This is a genomic window from Achromobacter xylosoxidans (assembly GCF_001457475.1).
GTDB lineage: Bacteria > Pseudomonadota > Gammaproteobacteria > Burkholderiales > Burkholderiaceae_B > Achromobacter > Achromobacter xylosoxidans.
The window spans coordinates 335,527-359,021 of record NZ_LN831029.1 but is presented as its reverse complement, the minus strand read 5'-3'; the positions used below and the strand labels follow the sequence as shown (position 1 = coordinate 359,021).

Annotated in this window: 22 protein-coding genes; 6 read left to right on the top strand and 16 right to left on the bottom strand. The window is 69.2% G+C overall.

The annotated features are described in order from the left end of the window. Window positions 1-8: 8 nt before the first annotated feature. The 15 genes from AT699_RS01675 to AT699_RS01605 all read right to left on the bottom strand — a co-directional run bounded on the left by AT699_RS01675 (window position 9) and on the right by AT699_RS01605 (window position 15,538). A complete protein-coding gene (locus AT699_RS01675; RefSeq protein ID WP_024067511.1) occupies window positions 9-1,310 on the bottom strand; it encodes a DUF3300 domain-containing protein in 1,302 nt (433 codons plus the stop codon). Between the two features lie 120 nt (window positions 1,311-1,430). Then, window positions 1,431-1,646, bottom strand: a complete 216-nt coding sequence (locus AT699_RS01670; RefSeq protein WP_006227327.1) for a TOBE domain-containing protein — start codon at window positions 1,644-1,646, stop codon at window positions 1,431-1,433. Window positions 1,647-1,737: 91 nt separating this feature from the next. Next, entirely contained in the window at window positions 1,738-2,643 is a 906-nt protein-coding gene (locus tag AT699_RS01665; protein WP_024067510.1) for an ATP-binding cassette domain-containing protein, read from the bottom strand. 25 nt (window positions 2,644-2,668) lie between these two features. Next, window positions 2,669-3,502 carry a MetQ/NlpA family ABC transporter substrate-binding protein gene (locus tag AT699_RS01660; protein WP_024067509.1) on the bottom strand — a complete coding sequence of 278 codons (834 nt, stop codon included), beginning with the start codon at window positions 3,500-3,502 and terminating at the stop codon, window positions 2,669-2,671. Window positions 3,503-3,518: 16 nt separating this feature from the next. Beyond that, window positions 3,519-4,181, bottom strand: coding sequence for a methionine ABC transporter permease (locus AT699_RS01655; RefSeq protein WP_006387310.1), 663 nt, complete (start codon window positions 4,179-4,181; stop codon window positions 3,519-3,521). After that, window positions 4,181-4,990, bottom strand: coding sequence for a methionine ABC transporter ATP-binding protein (locus AT699_RS01650; protein WP_006387309.1), 810 nt, complete (start codon window positions 4,988-4,990; stop codon window positions 4,181-4,183). Before AT699_RS01650 ends, AT699_RS01655 begins: the two co-directional genes overlap by 1 nt. Window positions 4,991-5,018: 28 nt before the next feature. Next, window positions 5,019-6,245 carry an acyl-CoA dehydrogenase family protein gene (locus tag AT699_RS01645; protein ID WP_024067508.1) on the bottom strand — a complete coding sequence of 409 codons (1,227 nt, stop codon included), beginning with the start codon at window positions 6,243-6,245 and terminating at the stop codon, window positions 5,019-5,021. 24 nt (window positions 6,246-6,269) lie between these two features. Beyond that, window positions 6,270-7,052, bottom strand: a complete 783-nt coding sequence (gene ssuC, locus AT699_RS01640; protein WP_024067507.1) for an aliphatic sulfonate ABC transporter permease SsuC — start codon at window positions 7,050-7,052, stop codon at window positions 6,270-6,272. Beyond that, complete coding sequence (ssuD, locus tag AT699_RS01635; protein WP_024067506.1) at window positions 7,052-8,224, bottom strand: FMNH2-dependent alkanesulfonate monooxygenase; 1,173 nt, start codon at window positions 8,222-8,224, stop codon at window positions 7,052-7,054. Before ssuD ends, ssuC begins: the two co-directional genes overlap by 1 nt. A 17-nt stretch (window positions 8,225-8,241) precedes the next feature. Beyond that, on the bottom strand, window positions 8,242-9,207 hold the full coding sequence (locus tag AT699_RS01630) for a sulfonate ABC transporter substrate-binding protein (RefSeq protein WP_058207206.1): 966 nt from the start codon (window positions 9,205-9,207) through the stop codon (window positions 8,242-8,244). Between the two features lie 17 nt (window positions 9,208-9,224). Further along, entirely contained in the window at window positions 9,225-9,818 is a 594-nt protein-coding gene (ssuE, locus tag AT699_RS01625) for an NADPH-dependent FMN reductase (RefSeq protein WP_006387304.1), read from the bottom strand. Between the two features lie 49 nt (window positions 9,819-9,867). Then, window positions 9,868-10,674: a MetQ/NlpA family ABC transporter substrate-binding protein gene (locus AT699_RS01620; RefSeq protein ID WP_024067504.1), complete on the bottom strand. Its 807-nt coding sequence runs from the start codon at window positions 10,672-10,674 to the stop codon at window positions 9,868-9,870. 1,013 nt (window positions 10,675-11,687) lie between these two features. Beyond that, window positions 11,688-13,058: an LLM class flavin-dependent oxidoreductase gene (locus tag AT699_RS01615; protein WP_024067503.1), complete on the bottom strand. Its 1,371-nt coding sequence runs from the start codon at window positions 13,056-13,058 to the stop codon at window positions 11,688-11,690. A gap of 20 nt (window positions 13,059-13,078) precedes the next feature. Next, a complete protein-coding gene (locus AT699_RS01610; RefSeq protein ID WP_024067502.1) occupies window positions 13,079-14,293 on the bottom strand; it encodes an SfnB family sulfur acquisition oxidoreductase in 1,215 nt (404 codons plus the stop codon). A 3-nt stretch (window positions 14,294-14,296) separates the two neighbouring features. Continuing rightward, complete coding sequence (locus AT699_RS01605; protein ID WP_006387300.1) at window positions 14,297-15,538, bottom strand: SfnB family sulfur acquisition oxidoreductase; 1,242 nt, start codon at window positions 15,536-15,538, stop codon at window positions 14,297-14,299. Window positions 15,539-15,744: 206 nt separating this feature from the next. Here AT699_RS01605 and AT699_RS01600 point away from each other — a divergent pair, with 206 nt between their 5' ends. The 6 genes from AT699_RS01600 to AT699_RS01575 all read left to right on the top strand — a co-directional run bounded on the left by AT699_RS01600 (window position 15,745) and on the right by AT699_RS01575 (window position 22,450). Then, entirely contained in the window at window positions 15,745-16,593 is an 849-nt protein-coding gene (locus tag AT699_RS01600; protein ID WP_024067501.1) for a hypothetical protein, read from the top strand. A 34-nt stretch (window positions 16,594-16,627) separates the two neighbouring features. Further along, on the top strand, window positions 16,628-18,316 hold the full coding sequence (locus AT699_RS01595) for an ABC transporter substrate-binding protein (protein WP_024067500.1): 1,689 nt from the start codon (window positions 16,628-16,630) through the stop codon (window positions 18,314-18,316). 12 nt (window positions 18,317-18,328) lie between these two features. Continuing rightward, window positions 18,329-19,306, top strand: a complete 978-nt coding sequence (locus AT699_RS01590; RefSeq protein ID WP_006387297.1) for an ABC transporter permease — start codon at window positions 18,329-18,331, stop codon at window positions 19,304-19,306. After that, window positions 19,303-20,187, top strand: a complete 885-nt coding sequence (locus AT699_RS01585) for an ABC transporter permease (protein WP_024067499.1) — start codon at window positions 19,303-19,305, stop codon at window positions 20,185-20,187. Before AT699_RS01590 ends, AT699_RS01585 begins: the two co-directional genes overlap by 4 nt. Continuing rightward, complete coding sequence (locus AT699_RS01580) at window positions 20,184-21,893, top strand: ABC transporter ATP-binding protein (RefSeq protein ID WP_024067498.1); 1,710 nt, start codon at window positions 20,184-20,186, stop codon at window positions 21,891-21,893. Before AT699_RS01585 ends, AT699_RS01580 begins: the two co-directional genes overlap by 4 nt. A gap of 119 nt (window positions 21,894-22,012) precedes the next feature. Next, entirely contained in the window at window positions 22,013-22,450 is a 438-nt protein-coding gene (locus tag AT699_RS01575) for a universal stress protein (protein ID WP_024067497.1), read from the top strand. 21 nt (window positions 22,451-22,471) lie between these two features. Here the strand turns inward: AT699_RS01575 and AT699_RS01570 are convergent, their stop codons facing one another. Beyond that, window positions 22,472-23,488 (bottom strand): 2Fe-2S iron-sulfur cluster-binding protein, encoded by a 1,017-nt coding sequence (locus AT699_RS01570; RefSeq protein WP_024067496.1) that lies wholly within the window; start codon window positions 23,486-23,488, stop codon window positions 22,472-22,474. Window positions 23,489-23,495 lie beyond the last annotated feature (7 nt).

Sequence of the window (23,495 nt, the reverse complement as noted above, 5' to 3'; positions counted from 1 at the left end):
CATGGTGCCTACCTCCGTCCGCCGAAATGTCCGCCACCGCCGCCGATGTGGCCGCCGCCTCCGCCATGCCAGCCTCCGCCCCCGCCGCGTGGCGCGACCCGGGACTCGCCGCCGCGCTGCACCTGTTGCCGCATGCGTTCGCCATTGCCGGCGTCGCGCAGGGCGCTGCCGCCGTTGTTGGCGCGGGCGCGGTCGCGGGCGGCGGCCGCGTCGGCGCGCTGCCGCTGCGCCGCCGCCTGCCGGTCCTGCGCCGGAAGGTGGCCCGGCCCCTGGGCCCGCGTGCCCGCGCCGCCCTGCCCCAGGTTGCCGCCGCGCGGTCCGGTGTGTCCTTCGATGGACTGGCCGGTGCGGCCCTGGAAGGATTGCGCGGCGCGCTCGCGGGCCGCGTCGCGCGAGCCCGGCGCGGGCGGGGTCCGCCCTTGCGCCCGGTTCTGCAACCCGGCCTGGCGCTGGCCGTCGAACTTCTGCCGGCTGGCCGCATCGGCATAGGGCGCGTTGCCGCGGTTGGCCGGGTTGTGCTGCCAGGCGACGTGGTTGCCGTTGATGTTGGCGGCGTTGATGCGCTGGTTGACGTTGATGTTGTTGTAGCGGTTGACGTTGATGTCCACGTCGTTGTGGCCCCAGTTGAAGCCACCCCACATGGAATCGACCGCGGCCACGCCCAGGCCGAAGCCGATGCCGGCCACCAGCGAGGTGGCGAACACCGAGCCCGGCGGCGGCGGGTAATAGGCGGGGGGATAGGCGGGATAGGGCCAGGCGCCGTAGACCACGGCGGGGTTGTAGCTGGGCACGTAGACCACCTGCGGATCGGCCGGCTCGATCACCACCACGGTCTTGCCGCCAGTGTCGGTCGAGGTGACCTTCTGCTGTGGCGTGCTCTTGAGGTTGCCGGCCTGCCTGGCCTGCGCCCGCAGCCGCTGCACCGAGTCCATGACGGCATCGGGCTGCGCCAGGAAAGCGTCGCCCACCGATTTCACCCACGCGGGCTGGCGCCCCATCATGTCCATGACCGATGGAAAGGCCACCAGGGACTTGACGCTGGGATCCCAGGATTCGCTCTCGACGGCCTTGACGGCGGCGTCGCCCGACTGGCCGGCATGCGCGGCCGACCATTGCGCCGCGGCGGCAATGTCGTCGGGATAGGTGGCCCCCATGAGGACCTGTGACAGAAGGGAGTCGGGGTAGAGCGCCACCGGCGCCAGCAGCTGGTCCAGCTGCCCCTTGTCCAGCTTGGTCTGCGCCGCGGCGGGCAGGCAGATCGCCAACCCGAGGCACAGGCAGCCGAGGAACCACGCTTGCAGTCGACGCATTTCCCGTTCTCCGTGATCGCAACGCAAAAGCCACAAACCTGGAGTGAACCGCCGGATACCGCGCAGACAATATATACCGAAACCGGCGCCGGACAAGCGCCGGTTTCGGGCGACGGACGCCTAGAGCTTGGCGACCGAGACCTCGGTGGCCTTGACGAAGGCCAGCACCTCGGTGCCCACCTGCAGGTCCAGCTCCTTGACCGAGCGGGTGGTGATGACCGACGTGACGATGCCGGCGGGCGTGTCCACGTCGACTTCCGAGACCACCGGGCCCAGGATGATTTCCTTGATCTTGCCGCGGAACTGGTTGCGGGCGTTGATGGATTGAATGCTCATGGTCCTGCTCCTGAAAAAAGAAAGGATTTCCGTTGGATCCCGCTCGCGCCGGGATGGCGCTTGCCGGGAAAACCGCCCCCGCGGCCGCGGACTAAACCGCGAGCCGCAGGTGCCGTATCTGTATGACCGGCGCAAGGGGCCTGTCCCCCGCCGCCGGCGCTTCCTGCTTCATCACCACCCGCAGCACCCGCGCCTCCAGCGCCGCGAAGGCGGCCGAGCCCCGCCAACGCGGCCGCGCCAGTTCGACACGCTCATCCAGCACCACGCGGCCCTCGTCGATCACCAGGATGCGGTCGGCCAGGGCGACAGCCTCGCTGACGTCGTGCGTCACCAGCACCGCGGTGAAGCCGTCGCGGCGCCAGATGTCCTCGATCAGCTGCTGCATGCCGATGCGGGTCAGCGCGTCCAGCGCGCCCAGCGGCTCGTCCAGCAACAGCAGGCCCGGCCGGTGCACCAGCGCCCGGGCCAGCGCCACGCGCTGACGCTGGCCGCCCGACAGGCGCGCCGGCCAGTCGCCACCACGGTCGCCCAGGCCCACCTGCCGCAGCACTTCGGCCGCCTGCGCCCGCGCCTGGCCGGGCAGGCCCAGGGCCACGTTCTGCACCACGCTTTTCCACGGCAGCAGGCGCGCGTCCTGGAACATCATCCGCACCCGGCTGTCGGCCGACCATTGCGGAAAATTGTCGAACAGCACCGGCGAACGCGCCGGCGCGCCGCCCTGCGCGCCGCTCGGCGTCTCCAGCCCGGCCAGCAGGCGCAGCAGCGTGCTCTTGCCGCAGCCGCTCTGCCCCACCACCGCCACGAACTCGCCGGGCGCGATGTCCAGGTCCAGCCCCTTGAGCACCAGGCGCTCGCCATAGCGCTTGGACAACTGGCGCAGGGTCACGCGCAGCGCCGCCCGGGCCGGCACCGCCTCGTCGGCGGCCGGTTCGCGATCGGCGCGCCCGGGAACGTCCAGGTGCTGCAACAACTCGAACTCGTTGGGGTTGATGAACATGGCGTGGCCTCCGCGCGCCGCGTCCTCAGCGGGACGCCGCCAGCTTCTGCTGATAGTCGGTCTTGACGAAGCCGGCGAACGATTTCTCGGTCACCGCCAGGAACTCGGGCGAGGCGTAGGCGGCGGCGATGTCCTTGACGAAAGGCTTGTCCAGGTCGGCCGTGCGCACCGCCACCAGGTTCTGGTAGGTGGGCGTGGTCTCTTCCAGCGCCAGCGCCTCGGTCAGCTTCAGGCCCGAGGCCAGCGCGAAATTGCCGTTCACGAACGAGTAGTCGGTGTCTTCCAGCGAACGCGGCAACTGCGCGGCCTCCAGCGGGATCAGCTTGATCTTCTTCACGTTCACGGCCACGTCCTTCTCCGATACCCGCAACGGGTCGTAGCCTTCGCGCAGCTTGATCCAGCCCAGCTCCTGCAGCACCACCAGCGCGCGCGCCTGGTTGGTCGGATCGTTGGGCACCGCCACGCTCACGCCCTCGGGCGCGGCGTCCACGCTCTTGTACTTGCGGCTGTAGATGGCGATGGGCGCGGTCGGCACCTTGACCAGTTCCGACAGCTCCAGCTTGTTCTTGGCGGCGAAGTTCTGCAGGTACACGATGTGCTGGAACGCATTGGCGTCCAGCGCGCCTTGCGCCAGGGCGAAGTTCGGCTGCACGTAGTCGTTGAACTCGACGATGCGCACGGTATAGCCCTGCTTCTCCAGGATCGGCTTGATGCCGAGCTTGATCTGGTCGCTGTAGGGGCCGGCGGTGGCGCCGAAGACGATTTCCTTTTTGGCTGGATCGGCGGCCAGCGCGGCGCCGGACAGCGACAGGACGGCGGCGGCCAGCGCCAGGCTCAGGAGATTGCGTTTGACGGACATGGGATTCCTCTCGGGATCAGCGTTTGTCGATGCGTCGCGCGACGGTATTGCCGGCGAACTGGATGATCTGCACCAGCACCACGAGCAGCGCCACGGTCAGCACCATCACGTCGGTCTGGAAGCGGTAATAGCCATAGCGGATGGCCAGGTCGCCGATGCCGCCGCCGCCCACCACGCCGGCCACCGCGGAATACGACAGGAAGCTCACCGCCAGCACGGTCAGGGCCAGCACCAGCCCGGACCGCGCTTCCACCAGCAGCACCCGGCGCACAATCTGCAGTTCGGATGCGCCGGCGGCGTGCGCGGCCTCGATGACGCCGCGCGGCACTTCGCGCAGGCATTGCTCGACCAGCCGGGCGAAGTACGGAATCGCCGCGAATGACAGCGGCACCGCCGCCGCCACCGGGCCGATCGAGGTGCCGGCGATGACGCGGGTGAACGGCACCAGCGCCACCAGCAGGATGATGAAGGGGAATGAGCGCACGGTATTGACCGTCCAGCTCAGCAACCGGTGCGCCAGCGGACGGTCCAGCGACTGGCCCGGACCGGTCAGGAACACCAGCACGCCGAGCGGCCCGCCCAGCAGGATCGACGCGGCCAGCGCGATGCCCAGCATCAGGAAGGTCTGGCCGACCGCCACGCCCAGTTCGGGCAGCAATTGCACAAAGGTGTCCAGCATCAGGCGACCTCTTCATAGGGATGGGTGGCTTCGCGGATCAGCTCGCGGCCGAGCGCCGAGGTCAGGTGCACGCCGGCGCCGGAAATCTCGGCCTGCTCCAGCACCTGGCCGTTCTCCATCACCGCCACGTGGCGGCACAGCGCCCGCACCACCGCCAATTCGTGCGTGACGATGACGATGGTCACGCCCAGGCGTTTGTTGATGTCGCGCAGCACGCTCAGCACCGAGCGCGTGGTCTCGGGGTCGAGCGCCGAGGTCGGCTCGTCGCACAGCAGCACCGCCGGCTCGCTGGCCAGCGCGCGCGCGATCGCCACGCGCTGCTTCTGGCCGCCGGACAACTGCGCCGGATGGCTGGCGGTCTTGTCGGTCAGGCCGACGATCTCCAGGCATTCACGCACCCGCGCCGCGATCTGCTCGCGGCCGCGGCCGCCATGCACGCGCAGCGGGAAGGCCACGTTCTCGAACACGGTCTCGTTCTGCAGCAGGTTGAACTGCTGGAAGATCATGCCGATGTTCTGGCGCGCGGCGCGCAGCGCGGGCTTGCCGAGCGCGGTCAGCTCGGTGCCGCCGACCCGCACCGTGCCTTCGTCGGGACGTTCGAGCAGGTTGATCAGGCGCAGCAGGGTCGATTTTCCCGCGCCGCTCTTGCCGATGATGCCGAAGGTGTCGCCGGCGCGGATCGACAGCGACACGTTGCGCACCGCGTCGAAGCGGCCGGCGCGCGTGGCGAACGACTTGCTCACCGCGTCCAGCCGGATCAGCGGCTGCGGCAGCGAGGCCAGGTCGGGAAGGGAAGAAAGATCGGTCATCGGCGAATCTAGGTGAAGGTCATGCGCATCAGGAATACGCGGTGGGTTCGGGAATCTGGTCCAGCAGCGCGTAGCGGCCCAGGTCGCGGATCTTGTAGGCCACGGGGTCGTGCAGCGTGTGCACGCGCGCGTTGCGCCAGTAGCGGTCGTAGCCGTAGCGCGCCGCGGTGGACGAGGCACCGGTGACGTCGAACAGGCCGTTGCCTACCTCCAGCGCGGCGCGGTGCGCCAGCACCTTGGCCTGGGCGCCGGCCACCGCCACCTCGCCACGTTCGTCGGCGGTCAACGACGGGCCGCGCGCCAGCGCCGCGTCGAGCCGCTGGCCCGCCAGGTCGGCCAGCGCCTGCGCCGCCTGCACCCGCAGCCAGAACTCGCCGAAGCGCTCCTGCACGTAGGGATCGTCGGCATGGCGCTGCACGCCCGACGCGAACCAGGGCCGGGCGTCCTCGCGCACATAGCGGCGCGCTTCCTGGAAGGCGCCGCGGGCGATGCCCAGGTACAGGTTGGTCATGATCAGCTGCGCCACCTGAGAGCGCAGCGTGGCGCGCGGCGTGGGCGCGACGCCAGGCGCCTGCAGCACCTGCACCGGCTCCAGCCACACGTGATCGAAGCGCACCGTGCCGCTGTCGGTCTGGCGCTGGCCGAAGGCATCCCAGTCGGGATTGACGGTGATGCCATCGGCGCGCGTGGGCAGCGCGGCGATCAGCGCCGTGCCCGAAGGCTTGTGCCAGGCGGAGAAGGTCAGCAGGTCGGATCCGACCGAGCCGGAGCTGAAGTTCTTGACGCCGTCGATGCGGTAGCCGTCCAATTCGGCGCGCGCCACCACCCGGCGGTCGAGCGGATTGAGCGCATTGCCCCAGAACAGATTGCGTTCGACCGTGGGCGTCAGGAAATACGCGTGCTGTTCAGGCGTGCCATAGAGCAGCACGCCCGCCACTTGCAGATGATGGAAGCCGAACACGTGCGCCAGCGCGCTGTCGGCCTCGGCCAGCGTGCGCACCGCCGCCAGAACAGTCGACCAGCTTGCGCCGGCGCCGCCGTACTGCGTCGGCACCGACAGGCGCAGCAGGCCGCTGGCGCGGATCCGTTCGCGTTCGGCGGCGGCGTGGCCGCCCTGGCGGTCGCGTTCGACGGCGGTCGCCGCCAGTTGCTCGGCCAGGGCCTGGACAGCGCTGGCGGTATCGGCCGCGCGCGCCGGCGCGGCGCCGGTGGCGGGTGCACGGTCGGTATCGGGATGGGGATGGATCTTGGCCATGGCGTCTCGTCGCGAGGATGGCGTTCAGGCCGGCCGGTAGGCCGGGTTCCAGCGCAGCAGGCGATGCTCCAGCGCCCGCGCCAGGGTGTCGGCGGCCTTGCCCAGCAGCGCATACAGCAGGATGCCCAGCAACACCACGTCGGTCTGCAGGAACTCACGCGCGTTCATGGTCATGTAGCCGATGCCGGATTGCGCCGATATCGTCTCGGTCACGATCAGGATCACCCACACCAACCCCAGCGCGAAACGCAGGCCCACTAGGATCGAAGGCAGCGCGCCCGGCAGGATGACGTCGCGATACAGCGGCCATCCGGACAGGCCATAGGAACGCCCCATCTCGATCAACGCGGGATCGACCGAGCGGATGCCATGGAAGGTGTTGAGATACACGGGGAAGAACACGCCCAGCGACAGTAGCGCCAGCTTGGCGGTCTCCTCGATGCCGAACCACAGGATGACCAGCGGGATCAGCGCCAGCACCGGGATGTTGCGGATCATCGGCAAGGTGGTGTCCAGTAGGGTCTCGGCGGTGCGCGAGGAACCGTTCAACAGGCCCAGCGCCAGGCCCAGCCCGCCGCCCAGCAGCAGGCCCCACAAGGCCCGCAGGGCGCTGATGCGCACGTGCTGCCAAAGCTCGCCGGACACCGCCAGCGACCAGGCTGCCGCCGCCACCGCCGACGGCGCCGGCAGGATGCGCGAAGACAGCCAGCCGGCCTGCGCGGCCAGTTGCCACAGGCCCAGGATCAGGGCCGGGACCAGCCAGGGCGCCAGCGCCGCGCGCCAGCCGGGCTTGCGGACGGCATCCATCAGCTGGCCGCTTCCTTGGGCACCAGTTCGGTGGCCATGACTTCGCCGAAGGGTCCCGTCAGCACGGTGTTGCCGACCTGCCTGCCGCCCTTGCCGGGCAGCAGCGGGAACACCAGCTCGGCAAAGCGGTACGACTCCTCCAGGTGCGGATAGCCGGAGAAGATGAAGGTCTCGATGCCCAGGTCGGCATATTCCTGGATGCGCGCGGCCACGGTCTCGGGGTCGCCCACCAGGGCGGTGCCGGCGCCGCCGCGCACCAGGCCCACGCCGGCCCACAGGTTGGGCGAGATCTCCAGGTGCTTGCGGCCACCGTGCTCGTCGTTGAGCTTGCCGCCGTGCAAGGCCGCCATGCGGCGCTGGCCTTCGGAATCCATTTTCGAGAACGCCGTCTGCGCGGCGCGCACGGCGTCCTCGCTCAGGTGGCTGATAAGGGCGTCGGCGGCGGCCCAGGCGGCCGCTTCGGTCTCGCGCACGATGACATGCAGGCGGATGCCGAAGCGCACCGTGCGGCCATGCCGCGCGGCGCGCGCCTTGATGTCGGCGATCTTCTTCGCCACGGCCTCGGGCGGTTCGCCCCAGGTCAGGTACACGTCGAGCTGTTCGGCGGCCAGCTCGTGCGCGGCCTCCGACGAACCGCCGAAATACAGCGGCGGATACGGCTTCTGCACCGGCGGGTAGATCACCTTGCCGCCCTTGGACACCAGTTGCTCGCCCTCGAAGCTGTAGCCCTCGGCCTCGTGGCTGTTTGCCAGGATGCCGCGCCAGATGCGCAGGTAGTCGGCGGTGATGGCGTAGCGTTCGTCGTGGCTGACGAAGACGCCATCGCCCTCCAGCTCGCCGGGGTCGCCGCCGGTCACCACGTTGACCAGCAGCCGCCCTTCGGACAGGCGGTCGAAGGTGGCGGCCATGCGCGCCGAGAATTGCGGCGAGCTGACGCCGGGGCGGATCGCCACCAGGAACTTGAGCCGGCGCGTGGCGCCGATCAGGCTGGAGGCCACCACCCACGCATCCTCGCAGGAGCGCCCGGTGGGCAGCAGCACGCCGTCGTAGCCCAGCGTGTCGGCGGCCACCGCCACCTGGCGGAAGTAGTCATAGCCCGCGGCGCGCGCGCCGCGGCTGGTGCCGAGATAGCGCGAATCGCCGTGGGTGGGAATGAACCAGAAGACGTCCATGGAATGCCTGCCCTTGTCTATTTCAGGCCCGACGGCGCGGCGTCGAACACGTTGAGGGGTTTGGGAATCAGCTTGAGCGCGTGGAACGCATCGGCCACCTGCTGCTGTTCCAGCAGCACTTCCCGCGTGATCGGCTGCACGCCGTAGGCCAGCCGCTCGGCGGCCAGTTCGACCACCGCCTTGTCCAGTCCCAGCACCGGCTGCAGCAGCGCCACGGCCTCGGCGCGATGATCGCGCGCCCACAGGTCGCCCTTGCGGATCTCTTCCAGCACGGTCTGGATCACTTCGGGATGCGCTTGCTGGTACGGCCGCGCGGCCAGGAAGAACTGGTAGTTCTTGACCACGCCCGTGCCATCGGCCAGCACGCGCGCGCCCAATTGCTTCTCGGCCGCGGCCTGGAACGGATCCCAGATCACCCAGGCGTCGACCGACCCGCGCTCGAAGGCGGCGCGGGCGTCGGCCGGTGTCAGGTAGGCAACGTTCACGTCGGCATAGGGCACGCCGGCGCGCTCGAGCTGCTTGAACAGCAGGTAGTGCACGTTGGAGCCCTTGTTCAGCGCGACCTTCTTGCCCTTCAGGTCGGCCACGCGCTTGATCGGCGAATCCTTGGGCACCAGGATCGCCTCGCTGGTGGGCGACGGCGGTTCGTTGCCGACGTACACCAACGCAGCGCCGGCGGCCTGCGCGAACACCGGCGGCGCCTCGCCCACCGTGCCGAAGTCGATCGAGCCGACGTTCAGTCCTTCCAGCAACTGCGGGCCGGCGGGAAACTCCGTCCATTTCACCGTGATGCCCTGCGCCGCCAGGCGCTTGTCCAGGTCGCCCAGGGCGCGCACGATGGTCAGCGTGCCGTACTTCTGGAAGCCGATGCGCAGCGTCTTGGCATCCTGCGCCTGCGCGGCGGGCCACAGCAACGCCGCGCACAGCAGCGCCGCCAGCCAGCGGAAGACGGAAAGACGCGATATCCAGATCATGCTGCGCATGGAAACCCCTTTTTGGTTCAGACGCTGAAGCCGCCCGCGAGCGCGAGCCGGCCGAGATCGAAGGCTTCATTGACGACCACCCCGCGCGGCCGCAGCTGCTCGGCCAGGCGCTCCACCGAGTCCTCCAGCCGCGTGCGCACGTCGTCATCGATATGGCTGGCGCCGTCATCATCGACGCGCACCTGCTTGTCCGTGGCGTAGACGCCGGCCAGGATGTGGCGCGCGCCCAGCGCCGACAGCACCGGCTTGAGCCCGTACTCCAGCGCCAGCAGATGGGCCGGGCTGCCGCCGGTGGCGATGGGCAGCACCACCTTGCCCGCCAGCGCCTTTTCATCCAGCAGGTCCAGCACCGCCTTCAGGCCTCCGGAAAACGACGCCTTGTAGACCGGCGTCGAGATCAGCACCGCGTCGACCGCCGCCACGCGGGCCCGCAGGGCGTTCGCGGCCGGACCGGCGTAATGACCTTCGATCAGGTCTTCGGCGGGCAGGTCGCGCAGTCCCAGTTCGGCGATGGCCAGCCCGCGCGCGCGCAACAGGTGCGCGGCATGGCGCAGCAAGGCGGAGGAACGGGAACGCTGCGACGGACTGCCCGCCAGGGTAAGGATGCTCATGTTGGATGCCGGTGTTGCGTTGGAGAGTCGTGCGCGGCGCCTGCGCGGATCAGAAGGCGGGAATCAGCGAACCCTTGAATTCGCTTTCGATGAAGCTGCGCACTTCGGGCGATTGATAGGCGGCGACCAGCTTCCTGACCCAGGGCTGGTCCCGGTCCTTGGTGCGCACCGCGATCACGTTGGCATAAGGGCCGTCGGCGGCCTCGCGGCCGATGGCATCGCGCGCCGGCACCAGGCCGGCCTGGGTGGCGTAGTCGTTGTTGATCGAGGCGGCCGTCAGGTCATCGAGCGAACGCGGTAGCTGCGCCGCATCCAGCGCCACCAGCTTGAGCTTGCGCGGATTGGACACCACGTCCAGCGGGGTGGCGTTGTTCTTCTGCTCGGCCTCCGGCTTGAGGGTGATGAGTTTGTAGGCGGCCAGCAGGCGCAGGGCGCGGTTGCCGTTGGACGGATCGTTCTGGATGCCGACCGACGCGCCTTCGGGCAGGTCGTTGAGCGACTTGATCTTGCGCGAGTAGAAGCCCAGCGGCGCGGTGACGGTCAGGCCGACGGGAACGATGTCGAAGCCGCGCGCCTTGATCTGGTTGTCGAGGAACGGCTTGTGCTGGAAGGCATTGGCGTCGAGGTCGCCGGCGTTGAGGGAGGCATTCGGGAGTTGGTAGTCGTTGAACTTGACCAGCTTGATCTCCAGGCCTTCACGGGCGGCGACCTGCTTGACGACGTCGAAGATCTTTTCGGTGGTGCCGACGGAGATGCCGACGGTGATGGTCTTTTTCTCTTGCGCGTCGGCGTGGGCCGTACTGGTCAGGGCCAGGGCGAGGGTGGCGGCGGTGAGCAGGTGGCGGGTGAAGGACATCGTGTTTTTCCGACGGGATTCGAATGGGATGACTGGATTCTGTCATTGCGAAATCCTTGGGAAAAATACTTAGTGGGTATGAGGATATGTGTTGTGGGTTGATGGTTTGGGTTGCTTTGTCGTTTTGGAAATATGACGTTATTGCTGGGGGTTTTGGTTTTTTGGGGAGCGGGGGGATTTGAGTTCTTAAGGCGCGCGTGTCGGGGTCGGTGGGGGATGGCGGGGCTACGATTGCGGTCCGGAGCGTTCGCTCCGGACTGCCCCGGGCTCAACCTCGTCCGCCTTCGGCTCCCTACGGTTTCCGCCGGGCGCATCTACACGCCCCGCCATCCCCCACCGCCCCCGACACGCGCTCGCGATGAGGCTTAGCCTCGGGCGTTGGGACGGGTGGTGTGCTTGGCGTTTTGGCGCACATCGGGGCTGGAGAGGAGGGTCTTGCGGGGCCCGCCGCAAGCCGGCCGCGCGGGCGGCCTTTTGCGGCTTACGCGACGTCTTGCGTCGGGATAATGGCGCTCTCGCGTGTGGGAGAGGCCGAATCGCTTGCTATTGAAAGCCTGTTGGCACCCCGCCTGTTTGTGGTCGGCGCGAGAGGTCGTCACGCGCAACATGCCTTATGCCGCGCCGACCACCACCGCCCCTCCCCTGACGTGCGGAACCATTAGAAAACCGCCCACCGCCAGCGCGCAGCGCACCCGCAACACTTTCAAATACACAGACGCTCATCGTGGCCGCCCGCGCGGCCGCGATGGGCTGCCCCGTAGATTCCATTCCCTGCACACAGGTCTAGCAGCGCGACAAGCCTAAACGCACGTAGCCCCTCGGTCGGGCGGACCCGATGGCGGGCAACCTCGATGCGCCCGAGGGAATCCGTAGGGAGCCGAAGGCGTACGAGGATGACGATGGGGCAGTCCGGAGCGAACGCTCCGGACCGCAATCGTGGGCGCCCGCCATCGGGTCCGCCCGACCGAGGGGCGACCTACGAAGCAAAAACTCACCCGCCAACAAAAAACAACCTAAGCCCCCACCCGCCGATACTCCCCAGCAGCATGCCCCCCCGCCAGCAACGCCCGCCCCGCCCCAAACAACTTCTCCCGCAACGTCCCCTCCGCATAAGCCGTCTTGTACACGCCTCGCTCCTGCAACTCCGGCACCACCAGATCCACGAAATCCGCATAGCACTCCGGCGTCACCGTCCTCGCCAGGTTGAAACCATCGATGTCCGTCTCTTCGACCCACGACGCCAGCTCATCGGCCACCTGCGACGCGCTGCCCACCAGCGCCGGATAGCGTCCGCCCAGCGCCATGTCGGCCAACAGATCCCGCACCGTGCGGTCGGTGCGCGCCACCGTCAGGTTCTTTACCGCCGACTCGATCGCGTTGTTCTTCACGTAGCGGATCGGTTCGTCCGCCGCGTAGCGCGAGAAGTCGATGCCGGTGGAGCTGGCGTAGTGGGCCAGGCCCGCTTCCGGATTGGCGTAGCGCAGGTACTCCGCGTGCTTCTCGCGCGCCTCGGCCTCCGTGCGTCCCACCACCGCCGTCACGCCCATGAAGAACTTGATGTCGCGCGGGTCGCGGCCCTCGCGCGCCACCGATTCGCGCACGCCCGCCACCAGTTTGCGCAGGCCTTCCTTGGTCTGGCTCGACACGAACACGCATTCGGCGTGGCGCGCCGCGAAGGCCTGGCCGCGGCCCGAGGAGCCGGCCTGGTACAGCACCGGCGTGCGCTGGCGCGACGGCTCCGAAAGATGGTAGCCCTGGACCTTGTAGTACTTGCCTTCGTGATCGATGCGCCGCACGGCGGCCGGGTCCGCGTAGACACGCGCGCGCCGGTCGGCGCGCACCGCGTCGTCGTCCCAACTACCTTCCCACAGCTTGTAGGCCACCTCCAGGAACTCGTCGGCGCGGTCGTAGCGCTCGTCGTGCGCGATCTGTTCCGACAGGCCCATGGCGCGCGCCGCGCTTTCCAGGTAGCCGGTGACGATGTTCCAGCCGATGCGGCCGTCGGTCAGGTGGTCCAGCGTCGAGAAGCGGCGCGCCAGCAGGTACGGCGCCTCGTAGGTCAGGTTCACCGTCACGCCAAAGCCCAGGTGGCGCGTGACGGCGGCCATGGCGGACACCGCCAGCAGCGGGTCGTTGACCGGCAGCTGGATCGACTCGCGCAGCGTCAGGTCGGCCGAGTCCTGGTACACGTCGTAGACGCCGACGATATCGGCCAGGAACAGGCCGTCGAACAGGCCCCGCTCCAGCAGGCGCGCCAGGTCGGTCCAGTAGTCCAGCGTCTTGTACTGCGTCGAGGTATCGCGCGGGTGGGTCCACAGGCCGTGGTTGATGTGGCCGACGCAGTTCATGTTGAACGCGTTCAGGAGGATCTGCTTCTTCGCCATGGCGTGCCGTTCCGAGGGAATCAGGTGGTGCCGACGCGGCCGGGCGCGGCGTCGTTCAGGTAGTAGTTGCCGACCGCGTGGCGCTTCCAGCGCACCGGATCGTGCAGCGTATGGGTGCGCGCATTGCGCCAGTGGCGGTCCAGGTTCAGCTGATCGAGCGTGGCTTGCGTGCCGGCCAGTTCGAACAGCTTGGTGCTGGCGGCCAGCGCCGATTCGGTGGTCAGGGCGCGGGCCTCGGCCACGGCGATGGCGGCGGCGGCCACCAGGTGAGGTTGCGGGTCGGCGGTGGCGGCGTCGAGGATGCGGCCGGCGCGCGCCACCAGCGCGCGGGCCGCGTCCAGGCGGATCGACAAGCGGCCGAACTCGCTGATGGTCAAGGGATCATCGGCGGCGCGCTCGACGCCGGCGTCGATCCACGGCCGCGAGCGGTTGCGCACGAAATCCAGCGCGTCCGCCAGCGCGGCCTGGCCGATGCCCAGGTCGATGGCGGCGTGGATGATCTGCGCCAGCGGCTTGATGGTGTTGGGCGGCGCGGAAGGGTCGACCAGCACCATCACGTCCTCGGCCGGCACGGCCACGTCCTGGAACAGCACGGTGCCGCTGCCGGTCACGCGCTGGCCGAACCCCGACCAGTCGTCGATCACCTCCACGCCGGGGCTGTCGCGGCGCACGAAGGCCAGCCGCTGCAGGCCGTCCTCGCCCACGGTCGCGGTGGGAATCCATTGCGCATAGAGCGCGCCGGTGCAATAGAACTTGCTGCCGTTGATGCGCCAGCCGCCGCCGTCGGCCGACAGGCGGGTGCGGCGTTCGGCCGCCGTGCGCGTGCCGATTTCGGCCAGCGCGTTGCCAAAGCGTTCGCCGGCCAGGGCGCGGGCGTAGAAGCGGCGCTGCTGGCCGGCGTTGCCGTTCACCCGCAGCACTTCCAGCGCGTAGTAATGGTTCTGCGGGATCTGCCCGAGCGAGCCGTCGGCGCCGGAGATGATGGCCGTCACTTCGGCCAGCGTCACGCGCGACACGCCGGCGCCGCCGTGCTCGCGCGGCACGGTGATGCCCCACAGACCCGATTGCGAATAGCGCTCCAGCTCCGGCAGCGGCAGGCGGCGCTCGCGGTCGCGCTGCGCGGCTTCGCGGGCGAAGTCGGCGGCTAGCTCGCGCGCCACCGCGATTGCCTCGCCGTCGCTGCCGATGATGGCGGCGCGTCGCGGCGCCAGAGTGGAAATGGCTGTGTCGGTCATCGCTCAGATCCAGGAATGACGGTTGGGACGGCGGCCGTTCAGCAGATAGTCGCCGACCGCGTGGTACTTCCAGCGCACCGGATCGTGCAGGGTATGCGTGCGGGCGTTGCGCCAATGGCGGTCCAGGTTGAACTCCGCCAACGACGCACGGGCGCCGGACAGCTCGAACAGCGTTTCGCTGGCCGCCAGCGCGATCTCGGTGGTCAGCGCCTTGGCCCGCGCCACCGCGATCGAGGCGGCGGCGACGTCGTCGGCACCGAGCGCGCGCGGCGTGGCTTCATCCAGGTGCGCCGCGGCCTCGGCCAGCACCGCCTGCGCCGCGTGCAGGTCGATGAACAGCCGGCCGACGTCGCCGATCACATAGGGGTCCTGCGTGGCGCGTTCGACGCCGGCCTCGGCCCAGGGACGGGCACGCTCGCGCAGGAATTTCACGGTGTCGTTCAGGGCCGCCTCGGCAATGCCGGCGTCGATGGCGGCCTGCATCAGTTGCGCGAACGGCCCCTGCAAGGCGGGAGTCTCCTGCAGTTTCCAGGCCGGCAACACACTGTCCGCCTCGACCCGCACGTTGTCCAACAGCACGGTGCCGCTGGCGGTGGTGCGCTGGCCGAAGCTGGACCAGTCGTCCACCACCGTCAGGCCGGCGGCGCCGCGTTCCAGCAGCACCGTCACCAGCCGGTCCTCGGTATCCAGCGCCTTGGTCGGGATCCAGTGCGCGTACAGCGCGCCGGTGGAATAGAACTTGCGGCCTGACAAGCGATAGCCGTCGCCATCGGCCACCAGCCGCGCCTGCACGTCACGCGCATGGCGGGTGTGGCGCTCGGGCCCGGCGTTGCCCAGCCTGCGGCCGGCCAGCACGCCCTCGTAGTAGCGCCGCTTCTGCGCCGGAGTGCCGACCTGCCGCAGCAGGTTGAGCGAACCGAAGTGGTTCTGCGGGATCTGGCCCAGCGACGGGTCGGCCGCGCTGAGGATGCGGAACACGTCCGCCAGTGTCACATGGGATACCTGGGCGCCGCCGTACTCGCGCGGCACCGTGATGCCGCCCAGCCCGCTGGCCGAGTAGCGCTCGATCTCGCGCCACGGCAGGCTGCGCGTCTGGTCGCGGTGCGCCGCGCCCTGGGCGAAATCCGCCGCCAGCGCCTGCGCGGCTTCGATAGCCTCGCCGTCGCTGCGGATGCGGGCGGCGGGCACCACGCGCGGAGCCTCGTCGTCATCGATCGGGAGGGAGGAACTCGCGGCTTGCGGCATGGGTGGGTGCGGACAGTTGGGAAAGAAGCAGCCTATCGGCCCGCCACGCCGCTTGGAAGGACGGATTTCTCATGCGGATATTTGGAATCGGTATATGCGCCGCCCCCCCTTCGTCCCTACTGTTAGCAGCCCCGGCGCCGGCATATCCAAATCACGAAAGAGTGTTTGCGGCGCGCTTTGGCGCTTGCTTAGAGTCGAGCTTTTCCGTGACTACCCGCGCCGCCTTCATGCCCGTACTGGATCTGCCCATTGCCCTGGATTACGACGGCGCGCTGGAAACGCGCCTGTTCGACGACATCCGCCTTGCGGTCGCGCCGCACATTCCCGCCGCGCGCCTCGATCCGCCTCGCGACCTGGCCGCCGCCGCCGAGCGCCAGGCGGCCGGCGAATACGCGATCTGGAACACCGTGCACGATCTGTTCATCACCCAGGTGGCGGCACATGCCATCGCCGGCCTGTTCCGCGACGACACCGATTTCCAGTTCGCGCTGGCGCGCCAACTGGGCGATGACGCGGCCCACGCCGAATTCTCGCTGGCGCGCGCCAGCCTGCTGCTGGAGCGCGATGCCAGGCCCGAGGTCGAGCAGGGCGTGCGCGACGCCTGGGACCTGGTCGGCGGCTTCGCCCTGCGCAACTGGCAGAACTTCCTGGCCTGGCAGTTCCACTACGAGCACTACATCCTGGCGCGGCTGTTCGTGAATCGCCGCACCGCGAAGGTGCTGGACTTCGGCCACCGCGAGTTCGGCGAGAACCGCATCCTGCCCGACGAGGAAGCCCACCGCATCCGCATCACGCAATGGTGGCTGCGCAAGCTGGCCGGCGCCGACGAAAGCGAGCGCCACGAGTGGACCCAGGGCCTGATCCAGGCCGACGAGGACGTGCAGCGTCTGCTCGGCCCCTACCTGCGCGACTCCTGGCAACTGAACCTGCGCGCCACCGGCCTGGACACGCGCAACCACGTGGCGCTGTACGACGCCTGGCGGCGCGAACTGCTCGCCACCCTGCTGCGCGTGGCGCCCGACGACCTGCCTTCCCTGACCAGCCTGGCCGCCTGACGCGGCCGCTCCCCTTACGACCGAAGGAATCCGCATGACCCAGCCCTTGCCCCCGGCGCACGAGAACGACGCGCCGCAGGATACCGTCAACCCCCTGCGCCGCTGGCTGATGGGCGCCGGCGCGCTGATGGGCGTCGGCGCCCTCTTTCCCAACGTGATCATGGCGCCCGCCCATGCCGACACGCAGAGCCTGCCGAACACGCTGGACGGCGCGGTCAAGGGCGGCGTGCTGAACGCGGTGGTGCACCCCGAGCCGCCCACGCTGGCTTTCTACCTGAACTCCTCCACCCCTACCGGCGCGGTCGCGAGCAAGATCTTCGACGGCCTGGTGGAATACGGCCCCGACCTGAAGCCGCGGCCGGTCCTGGCGGAAAGCTGGAGCGTGTCGGAAGACGGCAAGGCCCTCACCTTCAAGCTGCGCCAGGGCGTGCTATGGCACGACGGCAAGCCCTTCACCGCCGCCGACGTGAAATGGTCGGCCGAAGAGGTCTGGCTCAAGCACGCGCCCAGCGCGCGCCGCGTGTTCCAGTACCTGCAGCGGATCGAAACGCCCGACGACCACACCGTGGTGCTGCACCTGTCGCAGCCCACGCCAGTGGCGCTGAACGCCATCGACTCGCTGGGCGCGCCGATCCTGCCGCGCCACCTGTTCGAAGGCACCGACATCCAGAACAATCCGTACAACAACAAACCGGTGGGCACCGGGCCGTTCGTCTTCAAGGAATGGAACCGCGGCAACTACATCGTGCTCGAACGCAATGAGCACTACTGGCAGCCCGAGCGCCCGTTCCTGGACCGCATCGTCTGGAAGATCGTGCCCGACGTCTCCGGTCGCGCCACCGCGCTGGAGACGGGCGCGGTCTCGTATGGCGAGCGCAATCCGGTCGCCTTCACCGACGCCACCCGGCTCGCAAAACTGCCCAAGCTGGCGGTGGACACCGCCGGCTACAACGGCTTCGCGGCCTGGCTATGGCTGGAAACCAACCTGCGCGACCCGATCCTGTCGAACCTCAAGGTGCGCCAGGCCATTGCGCACGCCGTCAACAAGCAGGCGCTGGTCAAGACCGTGTGGAACGGCTATGCCGAGCCCTTCGTCAGCCCGGTGCCGTCGCTGGTCAAGCCCTATCACAACCCCAACGTGCAGCAGTATCCCTACGACCCGGCGCTGGCCGAGAAACTGCTGGACGAGGCCGGCTACCCGCGCGGCGCCGGCGGCTGGCGCTTCGCGCTGACGCACGACTACATTCCGTTCGGCGACGACTACCGCCGCACCGGCGAGTTCGTGCGGCAGGCGCTGCGCAAGATCGGCATCGACGTGACGCTGCGCGGCCTGGACCTGGCCACCTGGACGCGCAACGTCTTCACCGACTACAACTTCCAGCTCATCAGTTCGTGGGGCACGGTGCTGATCGACCCGCAGCTGGGCGTGGAGACGCGCTACTGGAGCAAGGCGGAAGCGCGTGGCACGCCCTGGTACAACGTGTCCGGCTACAACAATCCTGAAATGGACCGCGTCATCGAGGCGGCCCAGGTCGAGACCGATCCGCAAAAACGCATCGAGCAGTACAACGAGCTGCAGCGGCTGGCGCAGCGCGACCTGCCGCTGATCGGCCTGTTCGAGTTCCGCTGGTTCGGCGTGTGGGACAAGCAGTTGCGCAACGTGACCGACGCGTCGTCGCACTCGCGCAACAACTTCGCCCACGTCTGGCTCGGCAAGGCCTGAGGGGCCGGCGATATGCTTGCGCGCCTGCCCCGTCCCGTCCGCTACCTGCTGCAGATCCTGTTCGTGGTGGCCGCCACGGGGGTCGCCAATTTCTTCCTGCTCAAGCTGGTGCCGGGCGACCTGGTGGACGTGATCGCCGCCGAGAACAGCGGCATCACTCCCGCCCACGTGGCCGAGCTGCGCCAGGCCTACGGCCTGGACCGGGGCCTGCTGGCGCAGCTCGGCTATTACCTCAAGAGCCTGGCTTCACTGGACCTGGGCTATTCGTTCCGCTATGGCGAACCGGTGGCCGACCTGATCTTCGGCCGCCTGCCGGCCACCCTGGCGCTGATCGGCACCGGCCTGGCCTTGTCGGTGGCATTGGGCGTGCTGCTGGGCGTGCTGGCGGCGCGGCGGCCGCACGGGCTGCTGGACACGCTGCTGTCCGGCCTGGCCACGGCGGGTTATTCGGCGCCGATGTTCTGGACGGCGTTGATGCTGATCGTCGGCTTTGGCGTGCACCTGGACTGGCTGCCGGTCGGCGGCATCCGCGACGTCGGCGCCGCCCATACCGGCGGCGCGCTGTGGCTGGACTACGCGCGGCACCTGGTGCTGCCGGTGGCCACGGTGGCGATCTATTACGTCGCCATCTACGCGCGGCTGTCGCGCGCGTCCATGATCGAGACGCTGCAGGAAGACTACATCCGCACCGCCCGCGCCCGCGGCAACAGGGAGGGCCGGGTGGTCTGGCGCCACGCGCTGCGCAACGCCATCCTGCCGGTGGTCACCATGCTCGGCCTGCAGAGCAGCGCGCTGCTGGGCGGCAGCATCGTGGTCGAGACCGTGTTCGCCTGGCCCGGCCTGGGGCAACTGTCGTTCGAGGCCATCGCCAGCCGCGACGTCAACCTGCTGCTGGGCATCCTGCTGATGAGCGCGGCGCTGGTGGCGGTGATGAACATCGCCGTGGATGCCTGCTATGGCCTGCTCGACCCGCGCGTGAGGAAAGCATGAAGCACGCCTTGAAGTTTCTGGCGCGCCTGTTGCGGGCGCCTTCCGCCGCCATCGGCGCGGCTGTGCTGGTGTTGCTGGTGGCCGCCGCCGCCACGGCCGGCTGGCTGTATCCGGGCGACCCGCTGGAAATGGTCGGCGCGCCCTTCACCTGGCCCGGCACCGACGCGGAATTTCCGGCCGGCACCGACCTGATGGGCCGCGACATCCTGGCCGGCCTGTTCCACGGCGCCCGAGTCTCGCTGCTGGTGGGCGGCGCCTCCGCCGCCATCGCGCTGGCGCTCGGGCTGCTGGTGGGCGCCATTGCCGGCTACGCCGGGCCGCGCGTGGACGCGGTGCTGATGCGCCTGACCGAACTGTTCCAGACGGTGCCGTCTTTCCTGCTGGCGATCGTGCTGGTGGCGATCCTGGGGCCGTCGCTGTCGACCATCATCTTCGCGCTGGGCGTGACCTCCTGGACCGGCATCGCGCGCCTGACCCGCGGCGAGTTCATCACCCTGCGCCAACGCGAATTCGTGCGCGCCGCGCAGGCGCTGGGTGCCGGCCACGCCCGCATCATGTTCCGCGAAATCCTGCCCAACGCCCTGCCGCCCATCATCGTGACCACCGCCGTTCTGGTGGCCAACGCCATTCTGTCCGAAGCCGGCCTGTCGTTCCTCGACCTGGGCGACCCCAACGTGGTCAGCTGGGGCAGCATGGTCGGGGCCGGGCGCGAGGCGCTGCGCACCGCCTGGTACATGACCGCCCTGCCGGGCCTGACCATCATGGCGGCCGTGCTGGCCCTGAACCTGTTGAGCGACGCCGTCAACGACGCGCTCAATCCCAAGCTGCGGCGGCGCGCCGCCGTGGCGCCCGCCGCCCCGCTACCGACTGCCTCCCCATGAGCACACTGATCGACATCCAAGGGCTGAACGTGGCCTTCCCCGGCCATCAGGCCGTCAACGGACTGGACCTGCGCATCGCCGCCGGCGAGACCCTGGCGCTGGTGGGCGAATCCGGTTGCGGCAAGTCCACCACCGCGTTGGCGCTGCTGGGCCTGCTGCCGCGCCACGCCCGCGCCAGCGGCCGCATCCTGTTCGAGGGCCGCGACCTGCTGGCGCTATCCGAGCGTCAACGCTGCGCCCTGCGCGGCGACCGCATCGCCATGATCTTCCAGGAACCCATGACCAGCCTGAACCCGGTGCTAACGCTGGGCCAGCAGATCGGCGAGGCCCTGCGCCTGCATCGCGGCGCCTCGGCCCGGGCCGCGCGCCAACGCGCGATAGAACTGCTGGACCTGGTGCGCGTGCCCGAGCCGCAGCGGCGCGTCGACGACTACCCCCACCTGCTGTCGGGCGGCCAGCGCCAGCGCGCCATGATCGCCGCCGCCATCGCCTGCGAACCCGCGCTGCTGGTGGCCGACGAGCCCACCACCGCGCTCGACGTGACGGTGCAGGCGCAGATATTGCGGCTGCTGGACGACCTGCGATCGGAACTCGGCATGGGCCTGCTGCTGATTACTCACGACCTGGCGGTGGTGGGCGACTGGGCCGACCGCGTGGCGGTGATGGTGGGCGGCGAGAAAGTCGAGGAAGGCGCTGCCGCCACGCTGCTGTCGCGACCGCGCCATCCCTACACCCAGGGTCTGCTGGGCGCTTCGCTGCGGCTGGATGACGCCACCCACTATCGCCAGCGACGCCTGCCGGAAATCCGCTCGCGGCTCGATCCGGCCTCGGGCCGGCCCATATTCGGCCTGGTGACGCCCCCGCGCGTGGCCGCGGCCAATGACCCGACCGCCGGCGATCCTCATCCCCTGCCCTTGATGCAGGTGCGCGACCTGCGTGTCGACTACGCCACGTCCCAGGGCGCCAAGCACGCGGTGGACGGCGTGTCGTTCCAGATCGCGCCTGGCGAAACGCTGGGCCTGGTGGGGGAATCGGGCTGTGGCAAATCCACCCTGTCACGCACCCTGGTGCGGCTGCTGACGCCCGCCGCCGGACAGATCCTGCTGCGCGGCCAGGACACGTCGCGCCTGGACCGGCGCGGCCTGGCCGCCTACCGCCAGAGCGTGCAGATGATCTTCCAGGACCCCTACGCCTCGCTCAACCCGCGCCACACGGTCAACGACATCCTGGAATCGGCGCTGCGCATCCACCGCGTGGCCGATCGCCAGGAACGGCGCCGCCGCATCGCCCACATGCTGGACGCGGTCTGCCTGCCGCAGAGCGCCCTGGCGCGCTACCCCAGCGAGTTCTCGGGCGGCCAGCGCCAGCGCATCGGGATCGCTCGCGCCCTGGTGCTGCGGCCGTCGCTGGTGATCTGCGATGAACCGGTGTCGGCGCTGGACGTATCGGTGCAGGCGCAGATCCTGAACCTGCTGGTCGACCTGAAGGCCGAGTTCAACCTGTCGTACCTGTTCATCTCGCACGACCTGTCGGTGGTGCACTACCTGGCCGACCGGGTGCTGGTGATGCACGCCGGCCGCATCGTCGAGGAAGGCCCCAACGCCACCCTGTGGCGCGAGGCCCGCCACCCCTACACGCGCAGCCTGATCGAAGCGCTGCCGCGCGGCCTGGACGGGGAAGGGGAAACCCTGCGTCGCCGCGCCTGACAGGGCGGGCGCGGGCGGCGCCAGACAGTCATCCGAACGCGGTACTGGATTGCGGGCAGGGGCGGGCCTATACTGGATTCGCCCTTGCTGGACGTTCCTTTTCTCAAAGGAGACGCAACATGTACAGGCATCTGCTCATCGCCGTGGACGGCTCCCTGCTGTCCGAATCGGCCTTCAAAAAGGCGCTCGTTTTCGCCAAGGAAATGAACGCCGCCATCACCCTGCTGCGCGCCATCCCGGAAGACCACCTGACGGTCTACCAGGCGGAAATGCTGGGCGCCCACCAACCCCAGCACACCGACCAGGCGCGCAAGAACGCCACCGGCTACCTGGAAGGCCTGGAGACCGAGGCGCGCCACGCGTTGGTGCCGTGCGAGACGGCCGTGGTGGTCAACGACCACCCGCACGAAGCCATCGTCGACACGGCGCAGCAACGCGGCTGCGACCTGATCGTGATGGGGTCGCACGGCCGCCACGGCATGACGGGCTTCCTGCTCGGCAGCGAGACCCAGCGCGTGCTGGCGCGCACCAGGCTGCCGGTGTTGGTGTTCCGCTAGGGATCGCCGCGCCAGCCCGCCCTACGGCATCGCCGCCGTGGCCGGCGCGTGCTGGAAGGTGAAGCTGTCGGCGTAGACGTGATCGAGGCTGGCGCCACGCCCCGCCAGCAGCGTGGTCGCCTCGCTGACCATCGCCGGCGCGCCGCACAGGTAGAAGGCGTGTTCGGACAGGTCGCCGTGGTCCGCCAGCACAGCCTGTTGCACATGGCCGCGCCGGCCCCGCCAATCGGCGCCCGCGCGCGACAGCACCGGCACGAAATTGAACTCGTACAGCCGGCCAGCCCAGCCTTCGATCTGCTCGCGCAGATACAGGTCGGCCTCGGTTCGCATGCCCCAGTAGAGCGTCACCGGCGGGCAGTCGTCATTGTCCAGCAGCGATTCCAGGATCGCCTTGATCGGCGCAATGCCGGTGCCCGTGGCCATCATGATCATCGGCCGCCAATCTTCCTCGTGATAGCCGAACACGCCCAGCGGCGCCTCGATCTCCAGCGCCGCGCCCGGCCGCGCCTGTCCCAGCCACTGGTCGGTGTAGCGGCCGCCCGGAATGCGGCGCACGTGGAAATCCACCAGGTTGCCGGCGGGCGCCGAGGCCATCGAGAAGCTGCGGGTGGCGCCGTCGGGCAACACCACGTTCATGTACTGGCCCGGCGCGTAGTCCAGCGGCGTGTCCGGCGGCAGCGCCAGCGTCAGGTGGATGACGTCGTCGCACAGCGCGGCGATGCGGTGCACGGTGGCGTCCAGGCGCCGCGGCTCGGCGAATTGGCGCGGGTTGGCGACGCTGATGCACAGATCGCTGCGCGGCCGCGCCTGGCAGGCCAGCGCATAGCCCTGGGCCGCCTCTTCCGGCGTCAGCGCCATGGGGAATTCTTCGTAGTCGACCACCCCTTCGGCCAGCTTGATACGGCAGGTGCCGCAGCCTCCGAAGGTACATTCGTGCGGCAGCCGCACCGAGACGCGCTCGGCCGCCTGCAATACGGATTCATCCGGCGCGACCATGAAAGCCTGCCCGGTCTCGAGGATCTGGACACGGTATGCCATGACGACA